The sequence below is a fragment of the Salinibacterium sp. AL4.1 genome, from assembly GCF_059767305.1.
The window spans coordinates 568,329-584,175 of sequence record NZ_JBSOQK010000002.1 but is presented as its reverse complement, the minus strand read 5'-3'; the positions used below and the strand labels follow the sequence as shown (position 1 = coordinate 584,175).

16 protein-coding genes and 1 tRNA gene are annotated in these 15,847 nt (G+C 62.7%); 12 read left to right on the top strand and 5 right to left on the bottom strand.

What is annotated here, in order from left to right; translation table 11 throughout:
- Positions 1–24: 24 nt before the first annotated feature.
- On the bottom strand, positions 25–1,017 hold the full coding sequence (locus ACWTV3_RS12150; protein ID WP_498478468.1) for an o-succinylbenzoate synthase: 993 nt from the start codon (positions 1,015–1,017) through the stop codon (positions 25–27).
- A 42-nt stretch (positions 1,018–1,059) separates the two neighbouring features.
- Here ACWTV3_RS12150 and ACWTV3_RS12145 point away from each other — a divergent pair, with 42 nt between their 5' ends.
- From ACWTV3_RS12145 to ACWTV3_RS12130, 4 genes are all read left to right on the top strand, one after another.
- A complete protein-coding gene (locus ACWTV3_RS12145; RefSeq protein ID WP_498478467.1) occupies positions 1,060–1,485 on the top strand; it encodes a 1,4-dihydroxy-6-naphthoate synthase in 426 nt (141 codons plus the stop codon).
- A gap of 103 nt (positions 1,486–1,588) precedes the next feature.
- Positions 1,589–2,560, top strand: a complete 972-nt coding sequence (locus tag ACWTV3_RS12140) for a 1,4-dihydroxy-2-naphthoyl-CoA synthase (protein ID WP_498478466.1) — start codon at positions 1,589–1,591, stop codon at positions 2,558–2,560.
- A 33-nt stretch (positions 2,561–2,593) separates the two neighbouring features.
- Positions 2,594–3,724, top strand: coding sequence for an AMP-binding protein (locus ACWTV3_RS12135; RefSeq protein WP_498478465.1), 1,131 nt, complete (start codon positions 2,594–2,596; stop codon positions 3,722–3,724).
- Between the two features lie 9 nt (positions 3,725–3,733).
- Positions 3,734–4,735, top strand: coding sequence for a 1,4-dihydroxy-2-naphthoate polyprenyltransferase (locus tag ACWTV3_RS12130; RefSeq protein WP_498478464.1), 1,002 nt, complete (start codon positions 3,734–3,736; stop codon positions 4,733–4,735).
- On the opposite strand, the gene ACWTV3_RS12125 is transcribed toward ACWTV3_RS12130, so the two are convergent.
- Entirely contained in the window at positions 4,670–5,050 is a 381-nt protein-coding gene (locus ACWTV3_RS12125; RefSeq protein ID WP_498478463.1) for a DUF4229 domain-containing protein, read from the bottom strand. The genes ACWTV3_RS12130 and ACWTV3_RS12125 overlap by 66 nt on opposite strands.
- A 54-nt stretch (positions 5,051–5,104) precedes the next feature.
- Between ACWTV3_RS12125 and ACWTV3_RS12120 the strand changes: the two genes are divergently transcribed.
- From ACWTV3_RS12120 to ACWTV3_RS12105, 4 genes are all read left to right on the top strand, one after another.
- Entirely contained in the window at positions 5,105–5,437 is a 333-nt protein-coding gene (locus ACWTV3_RS12120) for a PLD nuclease N-terminal domain-containing protein (RefSeq protein WP_498478462.1), read from the top strand.
- Positions 5,418–7,136 carry a 2-succinyl-5-enolpyruvyl-6-hydroxy-3-cyclohexene-1-carboxylic-acid synthase gene (gene menD / locus ACWTV3_RS12115; protein ID WP_498478461.1) on the top strand — a complete coding sequence of 573 codons (1,719 nt, stop codon included), beginning with the start codon at positions 5,418–5,420 and terminating at the stop codon, positions 7,134–7,136. The genes ACWTV3_RS12120 and menD overlap by 20 nt, the downstream gene beginning before the upstream one ends.
- A gap of 45 nt (positions 7,137–7,181) precedes the next feature.
- On the top strand, positions 7,182–8,006 hold the full coding sequence (locus ACWTV3_RS12110; RefSeq protein ID WP_498478460.1) for a polyphosphate kinase 2 family protein: 825 nt from the start codon (positions 7,182–7,184) through the stop codon (positions 8,004–8,006).
- Positions 8,007–8,118: 112 nt separating this feature from the next.
- Positions 8,119–8,763, top strand: a complete 645-nt coding sequence (locus ACWTV3_RS12105) for an arsenate reductase ArsC (RefSeq protein WP_498478459.1) — start codon at positions 8,119–8,121, stop codon at positions 8,761–8,763.
- A 24-nt stretch (positions 8,764–8,787) separates the two neighbouring features.
- On the opposite strand, the gene ACWTV3_RS12100 is transcribed toward ACWTV3_RS12105, so the two are convergent.
- Complete coding sequence (locus tag ACWTV3_RS12100; RefSeq protein WP_498478458.1) at positions 8,788–10,041, bottom strand: isochorismate synthase; 1,254 nt, start codon at positions 10,039–10,041, stop codon at positions 8,788–8,790.
- Positions 10,042–10,169: 128 nt separating this feature from the next.
- On the opposite strand from ACWTV3_RS12100, the gene ubiE reads away from it, so the two are divergent.
- Genes ubiE through ACWTV3_RS12085 form a run of 3 tightly spaced genes read left to right on the top strand, consistent with a single transcriptional unit; the run spans position 10,170 to position 13,487 of the window.
- Entirely contained in the window at positions 10,170–10,970 is an 801-nt protein-coding gene (ubiE, locus tag ACWTV3_RS12095) for a bifunctional demethylmenaquinone methyltransferase/2-methoxy-6-polyprenyl-1,4-benzoquinol methylase UbiE (RefSeq protein WP_498478457.1), read from the top strand.
- 27 nt (positions 10,971–10,997) lie between these two features.
- A complete protein-coding gene (locus ACWTV3_RS12090) occupies positions 10,998–12,074 on the top strand; it encodes a polyprenyl synthetase family protein (RefSeq protein WP_498478456.1) in 1,077 nt (358 codons plus the stop codon).
- A 54-nt stretch (positions 12,075–12,128) separates the two neighbouring features.
- Entirely contained in the window at positions 12,129–13,487 is a 1,359-nt protein-coding gene (locus ACWTV3_RS12085) for an FAD-dependent oxidoreductase (protein WP_498478455.1), read from the top strand.
- Positions 13,488–13,558: 71 nt separating this feature from the next.
- Here the strand turns inward: ACWTV3_RS12085 and cls are convergent, their stop codons facing one another.
- Both cls and ACWTV3_RS12075 read right to left on the bottom strand, forming a co-directional pair.
- On the bottom strand, positions 13,559–15,034 hold the full coding sequence (gene cls / locus ACWTV3_RS12080; RefSeq protein ID WP_498478453.1) for a cardiolipin synthase: 1,476 nt from the start codon (positions 15,032–15,034) through the stop codon (positions 13,559–13,561).
- Positions 15,035–15,093: 59 nt separating this feature from the next.
- Positions 15,094–15,582, bottom strand: coding sequence for a YajQ family cyclic di-GMP-binding protein (locus ACWTV3_RS12075; protein ID WP_498478451.1), 489 nt, complete (start codon positions 15,580–15,582; stop codon positions 15,094–15,096).
- 134 nt (positions 15,583–15,716) lie between these two features.
- On the opposite strand from ACWTV3_RS12075, the gene ACWTV3_RS12070 reads away from it, so the two are divergent.
- Positions 15,717–15,801: transfer RNA gene (locus ACWTV3_RS12070), tRNA-Tyr, on the top strand.
- Positions 15,802–15,847: the final 46 nt, after the last annotated feature.

Below are 15,847 nucleotides of genomic sequence, written 5' to 3'. Positions count from 1 at the left end.
GAGCCAGCCTACTGAGTGGCCTCGCTACTGCCGTGAGTAGTTTTTACCTAGTTCGTGGCAGCGCGTCAGGCGGTCGAGCCACCACTGCGTTCGTTCGGGATTGGCGGCCCACCGAGTGAGCAGCGCTTCGTCGGCATCAACGCGGCGCGCTTCGAGTTGGCCGTCGCGGGCCCGCAGGGGAGAAGCCGTCACGTCAGCGGCGAGCAGGGATGCCGTGGCAAGCCCGCAGTCATAGTCGAGGGGCTCGATGGCGGCGGCGAGGTGCGCGCCCATGGCAAGGCCCACCGAGGTCTCTAAGGCGCTGGAAACGATGACGGGCAGCCCGGCATCGTTGACGATCGCCAATGCGCGAGAGACGCCACCCAGTGGCTGAGCCTTGATGACCAGCAGATCGGCGGCGCCCGCTCTCGCCACCGCGAGTGGGTCGGCAGCTTTACGCACGCTTTCGTCTGCGGCGACCGGGATGCCCATGTACTTGATGCGGGTGCGCAGCTCGCCGAGTTCCTCCACGGTGGCACAGGGCTGTTCGACGTACTCGAGGTCGTACTCGGCGAAGGCGTGCACAGCGCGCTCCGCCTCATCGACCGTCCACGCGCCGTTGGCATCGACGCGAATGCGACCCGCCGGGCCCATCACGCGACGCACTTCGGCGACGCGAGCAATGTCATCCGCCAACGTCTGGCCAGGTTCGGCCACCTTTACTTTGGCGGTGCGACAGCCGTGAAAGCGCTCGAGCACCGCCTCGACGAGGTCGGCGGGTACCGCAGGCACAGTGGCATTAACCCAGACATGATCGCGCACGAGGGGCGGTTGCTCGTTGTAGGCATAGTCGATCGCGGCCACGAGCCACGGGGTCGCTTCGACATCGTCGTACTCGACGAAGGGGGAGAACTCACTCCACCCCTGCGGGCCGCGGAACAGTAAAGCTTCGCGCTGATCAATCCCGCGAAAGCGCGACGTCATGGGCAGCGACACCACGTGAGCGGTCTCAAGAATTTCGTTCACTGAAGGGAACATGTTCCCAGTCTGACAAGTTCCGCTGTCAGTTAGGGTAATTGCGTGACTAATCCGGGTGATATCGAGCGCGTTGCGACCAAAGTCGTGCCGTATTACGTCGTCGGCGTTGTCGATGACGAAGAAACTGATGTGCCCGTTGATGGCGAGTCAGAAGAGACCGGCGAACCCGAAGAGGCTGCGGTAGCGCGACGCCCGCGACCACGCTGGGTTGGATTCATCGCCGCGGCGCTGGGTTTTGCAACACTCGTGCTCTTCATCGTCGCCATGATCGTCTCGGCAGAAGGCGATTACCCCACGGGCACACTCCTCGCTCAAGTCACCATCGTGGTTTCGATTTCGGCGGCCGTCACTGCTGCGCTCTGCCTTGTCTTCGGCCTGCAACGTCGGTGGGCGGCATTCGGCCTTGCGGTCGCGATTCTCGCCAACCCGCTGGTTGTGCTGAACGTCTTCCGGTTCTTCGAGAACTAAACCTCGGCTTTTCGGGAGCCGAAAGTCGGTCGGGACGAGCCGAAGCGCCGCATCCTCGGTTCGGCATCAGCCCGCTCTGCACGCGGGTGGATATGGTGGAGCCATGGCGCCTGTTTCTGAAATCTTTGACGAGAAGTTGTGGCGATCAGTCGCCGGGTTTGATGACCTCACCGACATCACCTATCACCACGATGTAACGGGCACGATTGCCCGCATCGCGTTCGATCGCCCCGAAGTGCGCAACGCCTTCCGGCCGCACACCGTCGACGAGCTCTACCAAACCCTGGATGACGTGCGCCAGAATCCGCGCATCGGTGTCGTTCTGCTCACCGGCAATGGTCCGAGCGAGAAGGATGGCGGCTGGGCGTTCTGCTCCGGCGGTGACCAGCGCATCCGTGGTCGTGCCGGCTATGAGTACGAAGGCCAAGAGGGCGCCACAAACCCCACCGCTGCTGCCGGACTCTCCGAAGCGGAAGCTGAGGCTGAAGCTGCTGCCGCCGCGGGCAAGCGCCGTGCCGCCGCCGGCCGCCTGCATATTCTTGAAGTGCAGCGCCTCATCCGCTTTATGCCCAAGGTCGTTATCGCTGTCGTTCCCGGCTGGGCTGCCGGGGGAGGTCATTCGCTTCACGTGGTCTGTGACCTCACGATTGCCAGCGCCGAGCACGCCCGCTTCAAGCAGACGGATGTCGACGTCGGGTCGTTCGACGCCGGTTACGGCAGCGCCTACTTCGCCCGCCAGGTCGGCCAAAAGTTTGCCCGCGAGGTGTTCTTCCTTGCGCGCGAGTACGACGCGCAGCGCGCCCTCGACGCGGGAGCGATCAACGCCTCAGTGCCGCACGCCGAGCTCGAGGCCACTGCCTACGACTGGGCGACCACGATCATGACCAAGTCGCCGACCGCCATCCGCATGGTCAAGTTTGCCCTCAACGCCGTCGATGACGGTCTCGTGGGCCAGCAGGTTTTTGCCGGCGAAGCCACGCGCCTGGCGTACGGCACCGATGAAGCCGTGGAAGGTCGCGACTCGTTCCTGCAGAAGCGCGAACCCGACTGGTCGCCCTTCCCCTGGCAGTACTAACGCGCCGACAACTCAACGCAGAGAGGTTTACCCGTGACCGCTGAAAACACTCCGACCCGAGAACTCTGGTCTGTCGACGCCCGCGATCCCCGCAAAGTGTGGGCGGCGCTGAAGCCAGCACTCGATGGATCCGGAGCCGCGATTCTGCCGCACCCGACCTCCCCCTCTGGCTTGCCCGAGACCGTGCCCGCGAACGTAGCGGTCATTGTGGAAACCAGCGGATCGACCGGCCGCCCCAAGCGCGTGATGCTCAGCACCGCAGCGTTGAAGGCGAGTGCTGCGGCATCCGACGAACTTCTGGGTGGGCCTGGCCAATGGCTGCTGGCCGTTCCGGCGCACTACATCGCGGGCATCAACGTGCTGGCTCGCTCGTACTTTGCCGGCACCGAGCCCGTGCTCATGCCTCCGAAGGGTTTCACGGCGGAGACTTTCGTGGCTGCGGCTGCCGAACTCACTGCCGAGCGTCGCTTTGTCTCGCTCGTACCCGTGCAACTCTCGCGGCTGCTCGAGTCGGATGAGGCTGTCGCGGCCCTCTCTCGTTTCACTCGGATTTTGGTCGGCGGTCAGTCGACACCGATCGCTCTGCTCGCTGCGGCTCGCGCTCGCGGCCTCGCCGTCTCGACGACGTATGGGTCAAGCGAGACCAGCGGGGGTGCCGTCTGGGACGGTGCACCGCTGCCCGGTGTGGGCCTACGACTCGTGGATGACCGCATCGAACTCTCGGGGCCGATGCTCGCTGAGGGCTACCTCGACGACCCGCGCCGCAGTGCCTTCTCATTCCGTTTGCACGAGGGCGTGCGCTGGTACCGCACCGACGATGTCGGGGAGGTCGTGGACGGCGTGCTGAGGGTTCGCGGCCGCGCCGACGACATGATCATTTCGGGCGGGGTGAAGGTTTCCCTCGCCGAGGTGGAGACCGCCGTTCGCGCGCTTCCCGGGCAGAGTGCCGCGGTAGTGGTGGCGGCTCCGCATCCAGAGTGGGGCGAAGCTCCCGTCGTCATCACGACGACGGCCATCGAGCTGGATGTGCTGCGCCAGTCGGTTGCGGCACAACTATCAGCAGCGGCAGCGGCTCCCGCTCGCGTCATCCTTATCGATGAGATTCCTATGCTTTCGACGGGAAAACCCGACAAACTCGCCTTAGCGTCAGTCGTGCTTAAGTAGAATCCCTCCGTGGCCTCTCCCAAACAGCAACGCATCGATCCGAAGACCGTCTCGCCGAAAAACTCCGGAAAGAACAAAAGTGGCCGCCCCGGTGGGCGCCCGCCGAAAGCACCCAAGATTGCCAAGGCAACGGCACGCGACTGGATCAGTGGCGCTCGCATCCAGACGCTGCCTCTCGCTTTTGCTCCCGTGGCGCTCGGTACCGCTGCCGCTTACGTGCTGCCGCATGAAGAAGACGGTGCTGGTTGGCACTGGCTGCGCGCCCTGCTCTGCCTCGTGGTCGCGGTCTCGCTGCAGATCGGTGTGAACTTCGCCAACGACTACTCCGACGGAGTGCGGGGAACGGATGATCACCGCGTTGGTCCTCGTCGGCTGACCGCGTCGGGTGCCGCTCGCCCGCGCACCGTCATCACGGTCGCGTTCGTCTGGTTCGGCATTGCCGCTGTTGCAGGGCTCATCATTGTCGTGCGCAGTGAGCACTGGTGGCTGCTCGCGGTGGGAGCGGCCGCGATCGTCGCCGCCTACTTCTACACCGGCGGCAAGCGCCCCTATGGCTACATGGGCCTCGGCGAAATCTTCGTCTTCATCTTCTTCGGCCTCGTCGCCACGGCGGGAACCACCTACGTGCTCGCGGATTCCGTGAACCTAGAGTCGTGGCTGGCCGCTGTCGCCGTGGGGCTGTTCGCGGTCGCGACGCTCATGGTCAACAACATCCGGGACATCGCTCAAGACAAGATTGCGGGTAAGCGCACGCTGGCTGTGCGGATGGGTAATCTGCCGTCGCGCATCTTCTACGTCGTAGCGATGCTCGTACCGTTCGGCATTCTGGGCGTCTACACGCTGCTCTACTTCAACGCCTACCTCGTGTACTTCGTACTGCTGGCAGCACTCCCGGCCTGCGTGATCGTGCTCACCGGCAAGACACCGGCCGAAATGATCCTGGCGCTAAAGCTGACGGGGCTCACCGCGCTGCTGTTCGGCATCGGCCTCGCTCTGGCTATCGCTTTCTAGCGAGGCAGCGCGCGGATAAGCGTCGGGGCGGATGGGGCCCTCGCTGGTGGTTGTGGCGTCGGCGGCAGAGTCGAAGCCGGCCTCGGCATCCTCAGCATCGCGATCGGGATCGTGGCTCGGGCCTTCGCGACGAGCGGCAAAGTCGAGAGCAACAGCATCCCGAAGCTTGCCAAAAAAGACATACGAAACGGCGAACCCGAGCACTGTCGCAATGACGGCGGCGAGCCACGGCTCAGTGTCCGCAATCATGAGAAGAGTGAACGCAGCAGCGAACACTCCGAGGCGGAGCAGCGTGTAGGCAATCCAAGGTTTCACGGCATCAGTCTAGGCTCGCATCCCGCGTGCAGCCTGCGAGCGTAGAATGGTGGCATGACTCGTCTATTGGTCGTTCTCGCCTTCGCACTAGTTGCGATCGACGTGTTCTCCATCGTGGATGTGGCTCTGACTGATCGCAGCCGCGTGCGCGCATTACCTAAAGCGCTCTGGATTCTCGTGATCCTGCTCTTGCCCGTCATCGGCGTAGTGCTCTGGTTCATGCTCGGTAAGGCACGTAGTTCTAGTTCCGGTCGTCCGCGCACCGTTGCGCCTGACGACGATCCCGATTTTTTGCGCAACATGCGCGCCAAAGAAGAACAAGATGAGCGCATTCGCCGCCTCGAACAGGAACTAGCAGATCTCGACGATGACGATAAGACCAACTAACTCTCCGGCCACCAATTTCTCGGTAGCCCTTCTCGAAGAGTTCGTTCGTCTCGGCGTTCGAGACATCGTGGTGAGCCCCGGCTCGCGCTCGCAGGCTATTGCGCTCGCCGCCGCCGAATTCGAAAAGCACGGGTTGTTGCGACTTCGCGTGCGCATTGACGAGCGGGTGGGAGCCTTTCTGGCTCTCGGCCTCGCGGTCGAAACGCAAGCGCCGGTCTTGGTTGTCACGACCTCCGGCACCGCGGTAGCCAACCTGCACCCAGCGGTGCTCGAAGCGCATCACTCAGCCGTTCCGCTCATCATCATTAGCGCCGATCGACCAGATTCCCTGCGCGGCATTGGCTCGAACCAGACCACTCAGCAGCCGGGCATTTTCGGCACCGCTGTGCACCAGACGTGGGATGTCGAGGCACCAACCGGCGCCGCCGGCGAGATGGATGCCGCGGCCCAACTCGCGCGCGATGCTGTCGCCGCGGTCAACGGCCCCGTTCATCTCAATCTGTCTTTCGACGAGCCGCTGTCTGCGCCGTTCGTGTGGCATCCCACCGAGAACGAGGTAGCCCCCGAACCCGCTGCTCACCGCGAGCCCGTGTTCCCCGATCTTTTTAGCGACCTCGACCCGGTGGTGGAGAACACCACGCACCAGTCGCCTGGCGCTCCCACGACGCTCGCGCTGAGCCCGTCTCCCGCAACCGTGGTGGTGGCCGGAACCGGCGCTGGCCCGCGGGCGGAGCAAGTTGCTCGCGAGCTGGGCGCACCGCTCATCGCCGAGGTCTCGAGTGGTGCCCACTTTGGCCCCAACCTCGTCGTCGCCTATCGCGAGCTGTTGAACACGGCCAACTTCGGTGACCGCGTCGCTCGCGTGATCGTGTTCGGGCATCCGACTCTGAGCCGTGAAATTCCGGCGCTTATTCAGCGTCGCGGCGTCGAGACTGTCGTGGTGCGGCATCCCTCGGCAGACGACTACAACCCCGGCCGCTGCGTGCGACTCTTCGTAGATGAGGTTGCCGTCTCGGGCGAAGCCACTGATCGTGCATGGTTGGGTCGCTGGGTAACAACGAGCCGCCAGCTACTCGAAACCGAGAGCATCGCGCCCGATATTGATGCGGATGCGGGAACCCACGCCAAGTCTGAACTCGCGATTGTGCGCACTCCCGTCGACCGACGGATGCTCGCCGAAGCCGTGTGGCGTGCAACGTGGCCGCACGACCGCCTCGTTCTCGGTGCCTCACGGTTGATTCGCGAAGTGGACCGCGTCGTTCCTGGCAAGAAGATATCCGTGCACGCTAACCGCGGGCTCGCCGGCATCGACGGCACGATTTCCACCGGCCTAGGAATTGCGCTTGCAAGTCAGGCCGAAAAGGGCAACGAGGGAGTCACTCGCGTGCTCCTCGGCGACCTCGCGATCTTCCACGATGTGGGCGCTCTCATGTTCGGTGCGGGAGAACCGCGCCCGCGCATCCAAGCGATCGTCGGCAACGACGGTGGCGGCACCATCTTCGACGTTCTCGAGGTCGCGAGCCAGGCGGGCGAGAGCTTTGACCGCGTGCTGCTCACTCAGCAGAACGCGTCAATCGAAGCCCTCGCGGCGGCCTATGGCTGGCGCTACATCTTCGCGGCGACCCGCGGCGAACTCGATCAGGCGCTGTCGGCTCACCCCGAACCGACGATCATCGAGGTTCCACTTGCGCGGCAGTAACCTCGGCAACGGGTGGGGCTAAATGCCTGCGAGTAGCCTTGAGCTATGAGCACACTCACGCCAGTCACCGCCGACTTCGAGCTTGCACGCATCGACCCGTCATCAACTCCCGAGTTCGATGGCGACAAGAAAGATGCCGAAAAGGCTCTAGCCAAGAACGGCGAAAAGCTTGCAGCCCTTCAGGAACGACTCTTCGCTGAGAGCAAGTTCGGTGGCGAGCGCCGGGTTCTGCTCGTGCTGCAGGCCATGGATACCGCGGGCAAGGGCGGCATCCTTCGTCACGTTATCGGCGGAGTTGACCCGCAGGGCGTGCAGATTCACGCGTTCAAGGCACCCTCGGATGAAGAGAAGTCGCACGACTTTCTGTGGCGCATTCGCAAGGAGCTGCCCGAGGCAGGATTCATCGGTGTCTTCGACCGTTCGCACTACGAAGATGTTCTGATTCACCGAGTACGGGAATTCTCCACACCCGAGACCATCGAAGAGCGCTACGGCATCATCCAGAAGTTCGAAGAAGAGCTTGTGGCTAACGGAACGGTCATCATCAAGGTGATGCTGCACATCAGTGCGGACGAGCAGAAAGAGCGGCTCCACGAGCGACTCGACCGCCCCGAGAAGCACTGGAAGTACAACCCGGGGGACGTGGATGAGCGCCTGCTCTGGGAGGAATACCAAGAGGCGTACGAGATCGCGCTGCGCCGCACGACGACCGAAAGCGCGCCGTGGTACGTGATTCCGGCCAACCACAAGTGGTACGCCCGCTGGGCGGTTCAGCAGCTCCTGCTCGACGCTCTCGAGGGCATCGACCCGCAGTGGCCGAGTGCCGACTACGACGTTGAGGCCGAGAAAGTGCGTCTCGCCGGCAGTTGAGCGCGGTGCGTTGCGGCGACGCTCGATGAACAGCGGGTAAATCTCGTTATCGAACAACGTAAAAGCATAGACAACCATCTATGCTTTTGATGTTCGAGCGAAACGAGGAACCATGCGACCACCATCCGAGGGCCAACTGCCCCTCAACGATCCCGACAACGTGCTTCGCCGCAGCGCGGAGCGACTAGCCGCTCAGTACGCCGGATTGGTGAGCGAAGAGACCATCGAGCGCACCCTCTTTGAGTCGTACGCCTCGCTCGCGCGCACGGCGAAGGTCTCCACCCACCTCCCGAGCTTGGCCTACCGCTTTGCTCATGATCGACTTGCCGCTCTCGCGCAGGCCAAGGGGGTCATTCCGAAGCCGGTTCCCGAAGTGCTCTTCGTGTGCGTGCAGAACTCCGGGCGCTCGCAGATGGCTGCAGCCTGGTTGCGGCAACTCGGCAAGGATCGAGTGCATGTGCGCTCGGCAGGGTCTGAGCCCGGAGGGGCGATTCTCGCGAGCGTCGTCGAAGCTATGGCCGAGGTCGACCTCGACCTCGGGGAGGACTTTCCGAAGCCCCTCACCGACGACGTCGTGCGCGCTGCCGACGTAGTCATCACCATGGGGTGTGGCGACGCGTGCCCGATCTATCCCGGCAAGCGTTATCTCGATTGGCGACTCACCGATCCGGCCGAGTTGGATGCCGGTGGTGTGCGCCGCGTGCGTGATGAGATCCGCGCCCACGTGGAGGAGCTGCTGCGGGAAATCGCCCCGTAACCCCACACGCTGGTTTCTGCTGCGCTAGCCGAACGCTTCCACGATGGGGCGGAACTTGAGTTCCGTCTCGGCGAGCTCCTTCTTGGCGTCGGAGCCGGCGACTATTCCGGCGCCGGCATACGCGGTGATGCGCGCGCCGCTAACTTGGGCACAGCGCAACGCAACGGCCCACTCGCCGTTGCCGTTGGCATCCACCCAGCCGACCGGGCCGGCGTAGCGGCCGCGATCGAAGCCTTCGAGTTCGTCGATCAGCCGGATGGCGTCGGGCGTCGGCGTGCCAGCGACGGCAGCCGTGGGGTGCAGGATTCCGATGAGGTCGAGCCCACTGGAGCGCTGACTGAGTTGCCCCTCAATGTCAGTCGCGAGGTGCCACAGATTGGGCAATTGCAAGGCGAAGGGTTCGGATGCCGCGTGCAGTTCACTGCTGAGTGGGGCGAGGGCATCCATCACACTGGCCAGCGCGAGCGCATGTTCCTTCTGATCTTTGGGTGAGCTCATGAGGGTTCCGGCGGCGCGCCCGTCGGAGATGCGGTCGTCGCCGCGCGCGGCGCTGCCGGCGAGCACGCGGGCACTGACAGCCCCGTTCTGCACGCGCACGAGAGTTTCGGGGCTTGAGCCGATGAGGCCGTCGACCGCGAAAGTGAAGGTGTCGGGATAGCGATTGGCGAGCGACGTGATGGGCAAGCGCAGGTCGGCGTCGGTGGGCAGTTCGCCGGTTTGGTCGCGAGCGATCACGATTTTGGCGGCGGCTCCCCGAGAGATTTCGCGCAGCGCAGCTTTCACTGTCTTGGTGAAGTTCTTGGTGCTCATCTCGCCGGGCACGAAGTCGACGTGTATGAGATCGCCGGCGGGTTCGTGCGGCTCGTCGGGCAGGCCATCTGAGGCGCCGGGCAGGCCGCTCGTCTCGCCGAGATTGATGGTCGTGACCCATTGGATGCCGTCGCGGCTGCCTACGACGATGCGGGGAACGATGAGAACGCTGACGGAATCGGAGGAGTCCGCGAAGGCAAAGCTGCCGAGGGCGACGAGTCCGGTTCCCGGACGTTTGACGCTGTCGTGCACGATCGCGGTGCGCGCGAGCTCGCTCCACGCGGCTGCTGCGGCGGTGAAGCGGTCGGCACCACGGAATTCGAGGCGCAGCAATTCACCGATGCCCACAACACCTTCGCCGTCGCGCACGAAGGCGATCGGCTGCTGGGGAGTGATCCAGTCGAGGAGGCGATCCACTGCTGCAGTAGGCCGAGTGACAATGCTGAGGATGTCGGGGGTGCTAGCCATCGCTCTGTCTCCGATTCTGCCCGTGTATGGACCGCTCTATAGCCCCTTTGTGCCCCACAAGTATCAGAGTACCTGTCAGTTGCTACCAAGAAAGTGAGCATCGGCTCTGAGCGCCCTAGACTAAAGGGGTGGGTAAGGCTGACATGAACAAGCGACCGGAAGACGTAGCCGGAATGTTCGACGGTGTCGCAAAACATTACGACCGTACGAACAACGTGCTCTCGGCCGGAAACGCCGTGCTGTGGCGGGCCGCCACGGTGCGTGCTGTTGCTCCGGCGGCGGGGGAGCGCATCCTCGATATTGCGGCGGGAACGGGCACTAGTTCTGCTGCTCTTCACCGTAACGGTGCTCGCGTGGTCGGCCTCGACTTTTCCACAGGCATGGTCGAGCAGGCTCGCAAGCGCCACAAGAAGATCGAGTTCATCCAGGGCGACGCTCAGCAGTTGCCGTTCGGCGATAACGAGTTCGACGCGGTCACGATCAGCTTCGGGCTGCGCAACATCAACGATCCTCGTGCAGCGCTCTCTGAGATGTACCGCGTGCTGAAGCCCGGTGGCCGTCTGGTGATCACCGAGTTCTCGAAGCCTCCCGTCGCGATTGTTCGCGCCGGCTACTTCACCTACCTCAATCGCGTGATGCCGATCATTGCCGATCGCTCAAGCTCCAACCCCGAGGCGTACACCTACCTCGCAGAATCAATTCGTGAGTGGCCTGATCAGGGCGAGCTCAGTCAGTGGATCCGGGCTGCCGGTTTCACTCGTGTTGCGTACCGCAACCTCACCGCCGGCATCGTGGCAATGCATCGTGGGCACAAGCCCGCTGACGCCACTGTGCTTGCTTCGGTTGCCAAGCGCAAGGGAAATGCCACTCGTCCGATCAAGACGATCAAGTCGGCAAAGACCAACTCAGACATCAAATCGAAGCCTTAGCGCTTCGCAAAAGAAACCGGTTGATTAGTGAACCCGAGCGTTCCGCCTGCTCGTCGCAGCAACACTCTGAGCTCCTCGCTGGGGCTGGGAGAGAAACTCTTCGCCTCGAGCGATGAGCGCCGTTTCGCGACGGCAATTGAAAAGGGCCTCGACGAGGTTGAAGCGGGTTTGCTCTCGCACATGACCTTTGCCGACGAGATTGCGGATGCCACGAGCCGCTACCTGCTCGAAGCGGGCGGCAAGCGCGTTCGCCCCGTGCTTGCGCTGCTCACCGCTCAGCTCGGCGACGGCAACAACGCCGATGTCATCAAGGCCGCTCAGGCCGTAGAGATCACTCACCTTGCCTCGCTCTACCACGACGACGTGATGGATGAAGCACAACTGCGCCGTGGTGTTCCGAGTGCTCAGAATGTGTGGGGCAACTCGGTCGCGATTCTCACGGGAGACCTATTGTTTGCCCGGGCCAGCAAGCTGGTCGCGGGGCTCGGAGAAGAGGCTCTGCTTTTGCAGGCCAATACATTCGAACGCTTGTGCCTCGGTCAACTGCACGAAACTCTGGGCCCGAAGCCCGACGAGAACCCCGTGGAGCACTACCTGCAGGTGTTGGCTGACAAGACCGGTTCGTTGATCGCGACGGCGGCCGAGGTCGGAGTCATGTTCTCGAACGCGCCTAAGGAGTACACGGTTCCCGTGCGCGACTTTGGCGAGAAGATCGGTGTTGCGTTCCAGCTCATCGACGACGTCATTGACCTCTCGGCCGAGACGGGGAAGACCGGCAAGAAGGCCGGAACCGATTTGCGTAGCGGCGTCGCGACCTTGCCTCTGTTGTATCTGCGCGAGCGTGCCCTCACCGACAGTGATGCCGCCGAACTGCTTACCCGCATTGAGCGCGACGTGAACGCCAACTTCTATGGCGAAGGCGACGAAGCGGCAATTGATGCCGCTGTCACCGACCTGCGCGAGCATGCCGTGACGAAGAAAACTTTGGACGAAGCCCGTCGCTGGGGTCGCGAAGCTGTTGAAGCCCTCGCGCCGCTGCCCGATGGTTCGGTCAAAAAAGCCCTGACGCGTTTTGCCGAAAGCATCGTCGAACGCTCCAACTAGTACGCCCACTCGCCCGCGCCCCGGGCGCACCGAGATGAACGGAAACGACAACTGATGAGCAAGCTACGACTCGCCATTGTTGGTGCTGGCCCCGCCGGAATCTACGCCGCTGACATCCTGCTGAAGGCAGAGCGCCAGTTCGACGTATCGATCGACCTCTTCGAGCGGCTTCCTGCGCCGTATGGTCTCGTGCGCTATGGCGTTGCCCCCGATCATCCGCGCATCAAGGGCATCGTCAACGCCCTGCGCGACGTGCTCGACACCGGCAACATCCGCCTGTTCGGCAACGTCACTTATGGGCGTGACATCACGCTTGACGACCTCAAGAAGCACTACAACGCGGTTATCTTCTCGACCGGTTCAGTGCGGGATGCTCCGCTGCCGATCCCCGGAATCGATCTGCCGGGCAGCCACGGTGCCGCCGACTTCGTCAGCTGGTACGACGGCCACCCCGACTTTCCGCGCGAGTGGACCCTCGACGCAAAAGAGACCGCCGTTATCGGCAATGGAAACGTCGCGCTCGACGTCGCCAGAATGCTCGCTAAGCACGCCGATGATCTGCTGCCGACCGAGATTCCGGCCAACGTCTACGAGGGCCTCAAAGCGAGCCCTGTGACCGACGTGCACGTCTTCGGCCGCCGCGGACCCATGCAAGTGAAGTTCACGCCGCTCGAGCTGCGCGAACTCGGCGAACTCAACGATGTCGACATGGTCGTTTACGAAGAGGACTTCGACTACGACGACGCATCGAAAGCTGCGATCGAGTCGAACAAGCAGATCATGGTTCTCGACCGCATCTTTACGAAGTGGCGCGGCGAGGAAAAGGGCAACGCTTCGCGTCGCCTGCACTTGCACTTCTACGCTGGCCCCGTCGAAGTGCTCGGTACCGACCGCGTAGAAGGCTTCCGGTATGAGCGCACCAAGCCCGACGGCCAGGGCGGAGTTGTCGGCACCGGCGAGTTCCGCGAGGTTGCGGTGCAGAGCCTGTACCGCGCTGTTGGCTACTTCGGCTCGCCGCTCGACGGCATCCCGTTCGATGAGAACCGCGGAGTCATTCCTAACCGTGAAGGTCAGGTCATTGACGACAACGACGAGCAGGTTCACGGCGTGTACGCAACGGGCTGGATCAAGCGTGGCCCTGTTGGCCTCATCGGTCATACCAAGTCTGATGCGATGGAAACCATCAAGCACGTCATGAACGACCAGGCCAACTGGTGGGCCCCCGAGAACCCCGATGAGCAGGCCATCGTTGACCTTCTGAAGAGCCGTGACGTTGAGTACACGAATCTGCAGGGGTGGCAGTCGCTGGATGCCCACGAGATCGCTCTGGGCGAGGCTGAGGGCCGTGCGCGCATCAAGCTGGTTGACCGCGACGACATGCTTGCCGCATCCAAGGTCACTGACACGGAGTAGGGCGGAGGCTCCGAACGGGGCTATCGCAACACTCGCCGTGCAACGGCTTCTGCCGCACCGCTAGTGAACGGCTACTGAACCGCGGCGGTGAGGCGCGCAAGGTTGTCGAGAACCTTTGACCGCCGAGGGCGCTTCATCCACTCTTCGAGAGTGAGTTCTCGGCTGACGCTGCGGTATTCGGCTTCGAGCTGGCGCATCTCGGCGATAAATTCGGCACCGCGCACCATCACGGAGATTTCGAGATTGAGGCTGAACGAGCGCATGTCCATGTTGCTCGAACCGATCACCGCGACTTGGTCGTCGATCGTGAAGTGCTTGGCGTGCAACACGGTCGGCTTCGGGAACAGCCAGATCCTCACCCCCGCCTTCAACAGCGTCTCGTAGTAGCTGCGCTGTGCGTGATAAACGAGGGCTTGGTCGCCGACTTCGGAGACGAATAGCTGCACGTCGAGCCCGCTCTGGGCTGCCGTCGTGATGGCGTAGAGCATGGAGTCGTCCGGCACGAAGTAGGGGCTCGTAATGATGACCCGCTTCTGGGCTGCGTAGAGCAAGGAGTTGAACAGTCGAAGGTTGTTCTCACCCTCAAATCCCGGCCCGCTCGGCACCACCTGCGCGTCAAGGCTGGCGGGGGATTCTGCGGCGAGGGCAAGGCTTCCCTCTCGCACGAGCAGTTCATCCGTCTCGCTGTACCAGTCGGTGATGAAGAGCGCGTTGATTCCCGAGACGATGGGGCCCTCGAAGCGCACCATGAGGTCTTTCCATTCGAGGCCGCGCTTGAGGTTGGAGCGCTTGTTGTACGACGAACCGACCATGTTCTGCGAACCGGTGAACGCGACGTTGCCGTCGATAATGAGGAGTTTGCGGTGGTTGCGCAGGTCGGGGCGCTGAAACTTCCACTTGAGCGGTTGAACCGGCAGCATGACGTGCCAGTCGACGCCGATCTTCTTGAGGTGACGGATCGTAGCGAGATAGCCCGGAGACCGCAGCGAGGCGATGTGGTCGAGAAGCACCCGCACCCGAACGCCGCGCTCCACCGCACGTTCAAGCGCGTCGAAGAACGGCCTGGTGGTGTCGTCGAGACTCAAAATGTAGAACTCGACGTGCACAAAGCGGGACGCCGTGTCGACCTCGGCGGTCATCGCTGCGAGTGATTCTTCGTAGCGAGAGTGCAGCGTTGCCGAGTTGCCGCCGACGAGCGGCATTGCGCCAAGAGTGCGGTTGAGTTCGACGACGGGCTCAAGCCATGAGGGCCAGGGCTGGTCTTGTTTGACCTGATCCATGCCCTCCGTCGACTCGACGATGAACTGGTTGATCTCCGACTGCTTATCGCGGCGGCTCTTGGGGAGCCTGCGGCTGCCGAAAATCAGGAACAGCAGGATACCGACGTACGGAATGAAGAAGATGGCGAGCAGCCAGGCCATGGCCGTCTGCGGTCGCCGATTGCGCGGAACGTAAATGATCGACAGCACGCGAATCGCGAAGTCGATGACGACAAGAGCCGCGGCGAGAATCGCCGTAAAGCTGAAGTCGATGCTGCCCAAGTCCATGGGCGAAGTCTAACGAGTTCCCCCGCGTTTCAGCGGGGAAACATTCACGCTGGGGCTTGCTAGCGGAAGTTCACAAACTGGAGAGCAACTTCGATGTCTTTGCCCTTCAGCAGCGCCATCGTGGACTGCAGGTCATCGCGGCTTTTCGACTGCACGCGCAGCTCGTCGCCCTGAATCTGTGACTTGACGCTCTTAGGGGCTTCGTCACGGATGATCTTGGAAATCTTCTTGGCATCTTCAGACGAGATGCCGTTCTTGAGGCTGATCTCGATGCGGTATTCCTTGCCGCTGGGGAAAGGTTCACCCGCGTCGAGGCTGCGCAGCGAAATGCCGCGCTTGATGAACTTAGCCTCGAGCACCTCGAGAACAGCCTTAACGCGCTCCTCCGCGCTCGCCTTGAGGAGGAGGCTTTCGCCGGTCCACTCCACCGAAGCGCCTACGCCTTTGAAGTCGTAGCGCTGAGCAAGCTCCTTTTGCGCCTGGTTGACGGCGTTTTCCGCCTCCATTTGGTCAACTTTGCTCACAATGTCAAACGAAGAATCAGCCATATCCCCATGCTACCCGGGCAACGCCCAGAACTCCCGCAGGCCAGTTTTGCCGAAGTGGTCACACGGCGCTCAGATTCCTTGTATCCTTGTCCAGCGCGTTCGGTCAGATGAATACATGTGGCCGGAGGCGTCTTGGCGAGTTACCCAAGTGGCCAAAGGGATCTGACTGTAAATCAGACTGCTTCGCATTCGGGGGTTCGAATCCCTCACTCGCCACCACTTATTCGAAAGGCCCCGCGCGCACAGTGCGGGGCCTTTCGTGAAT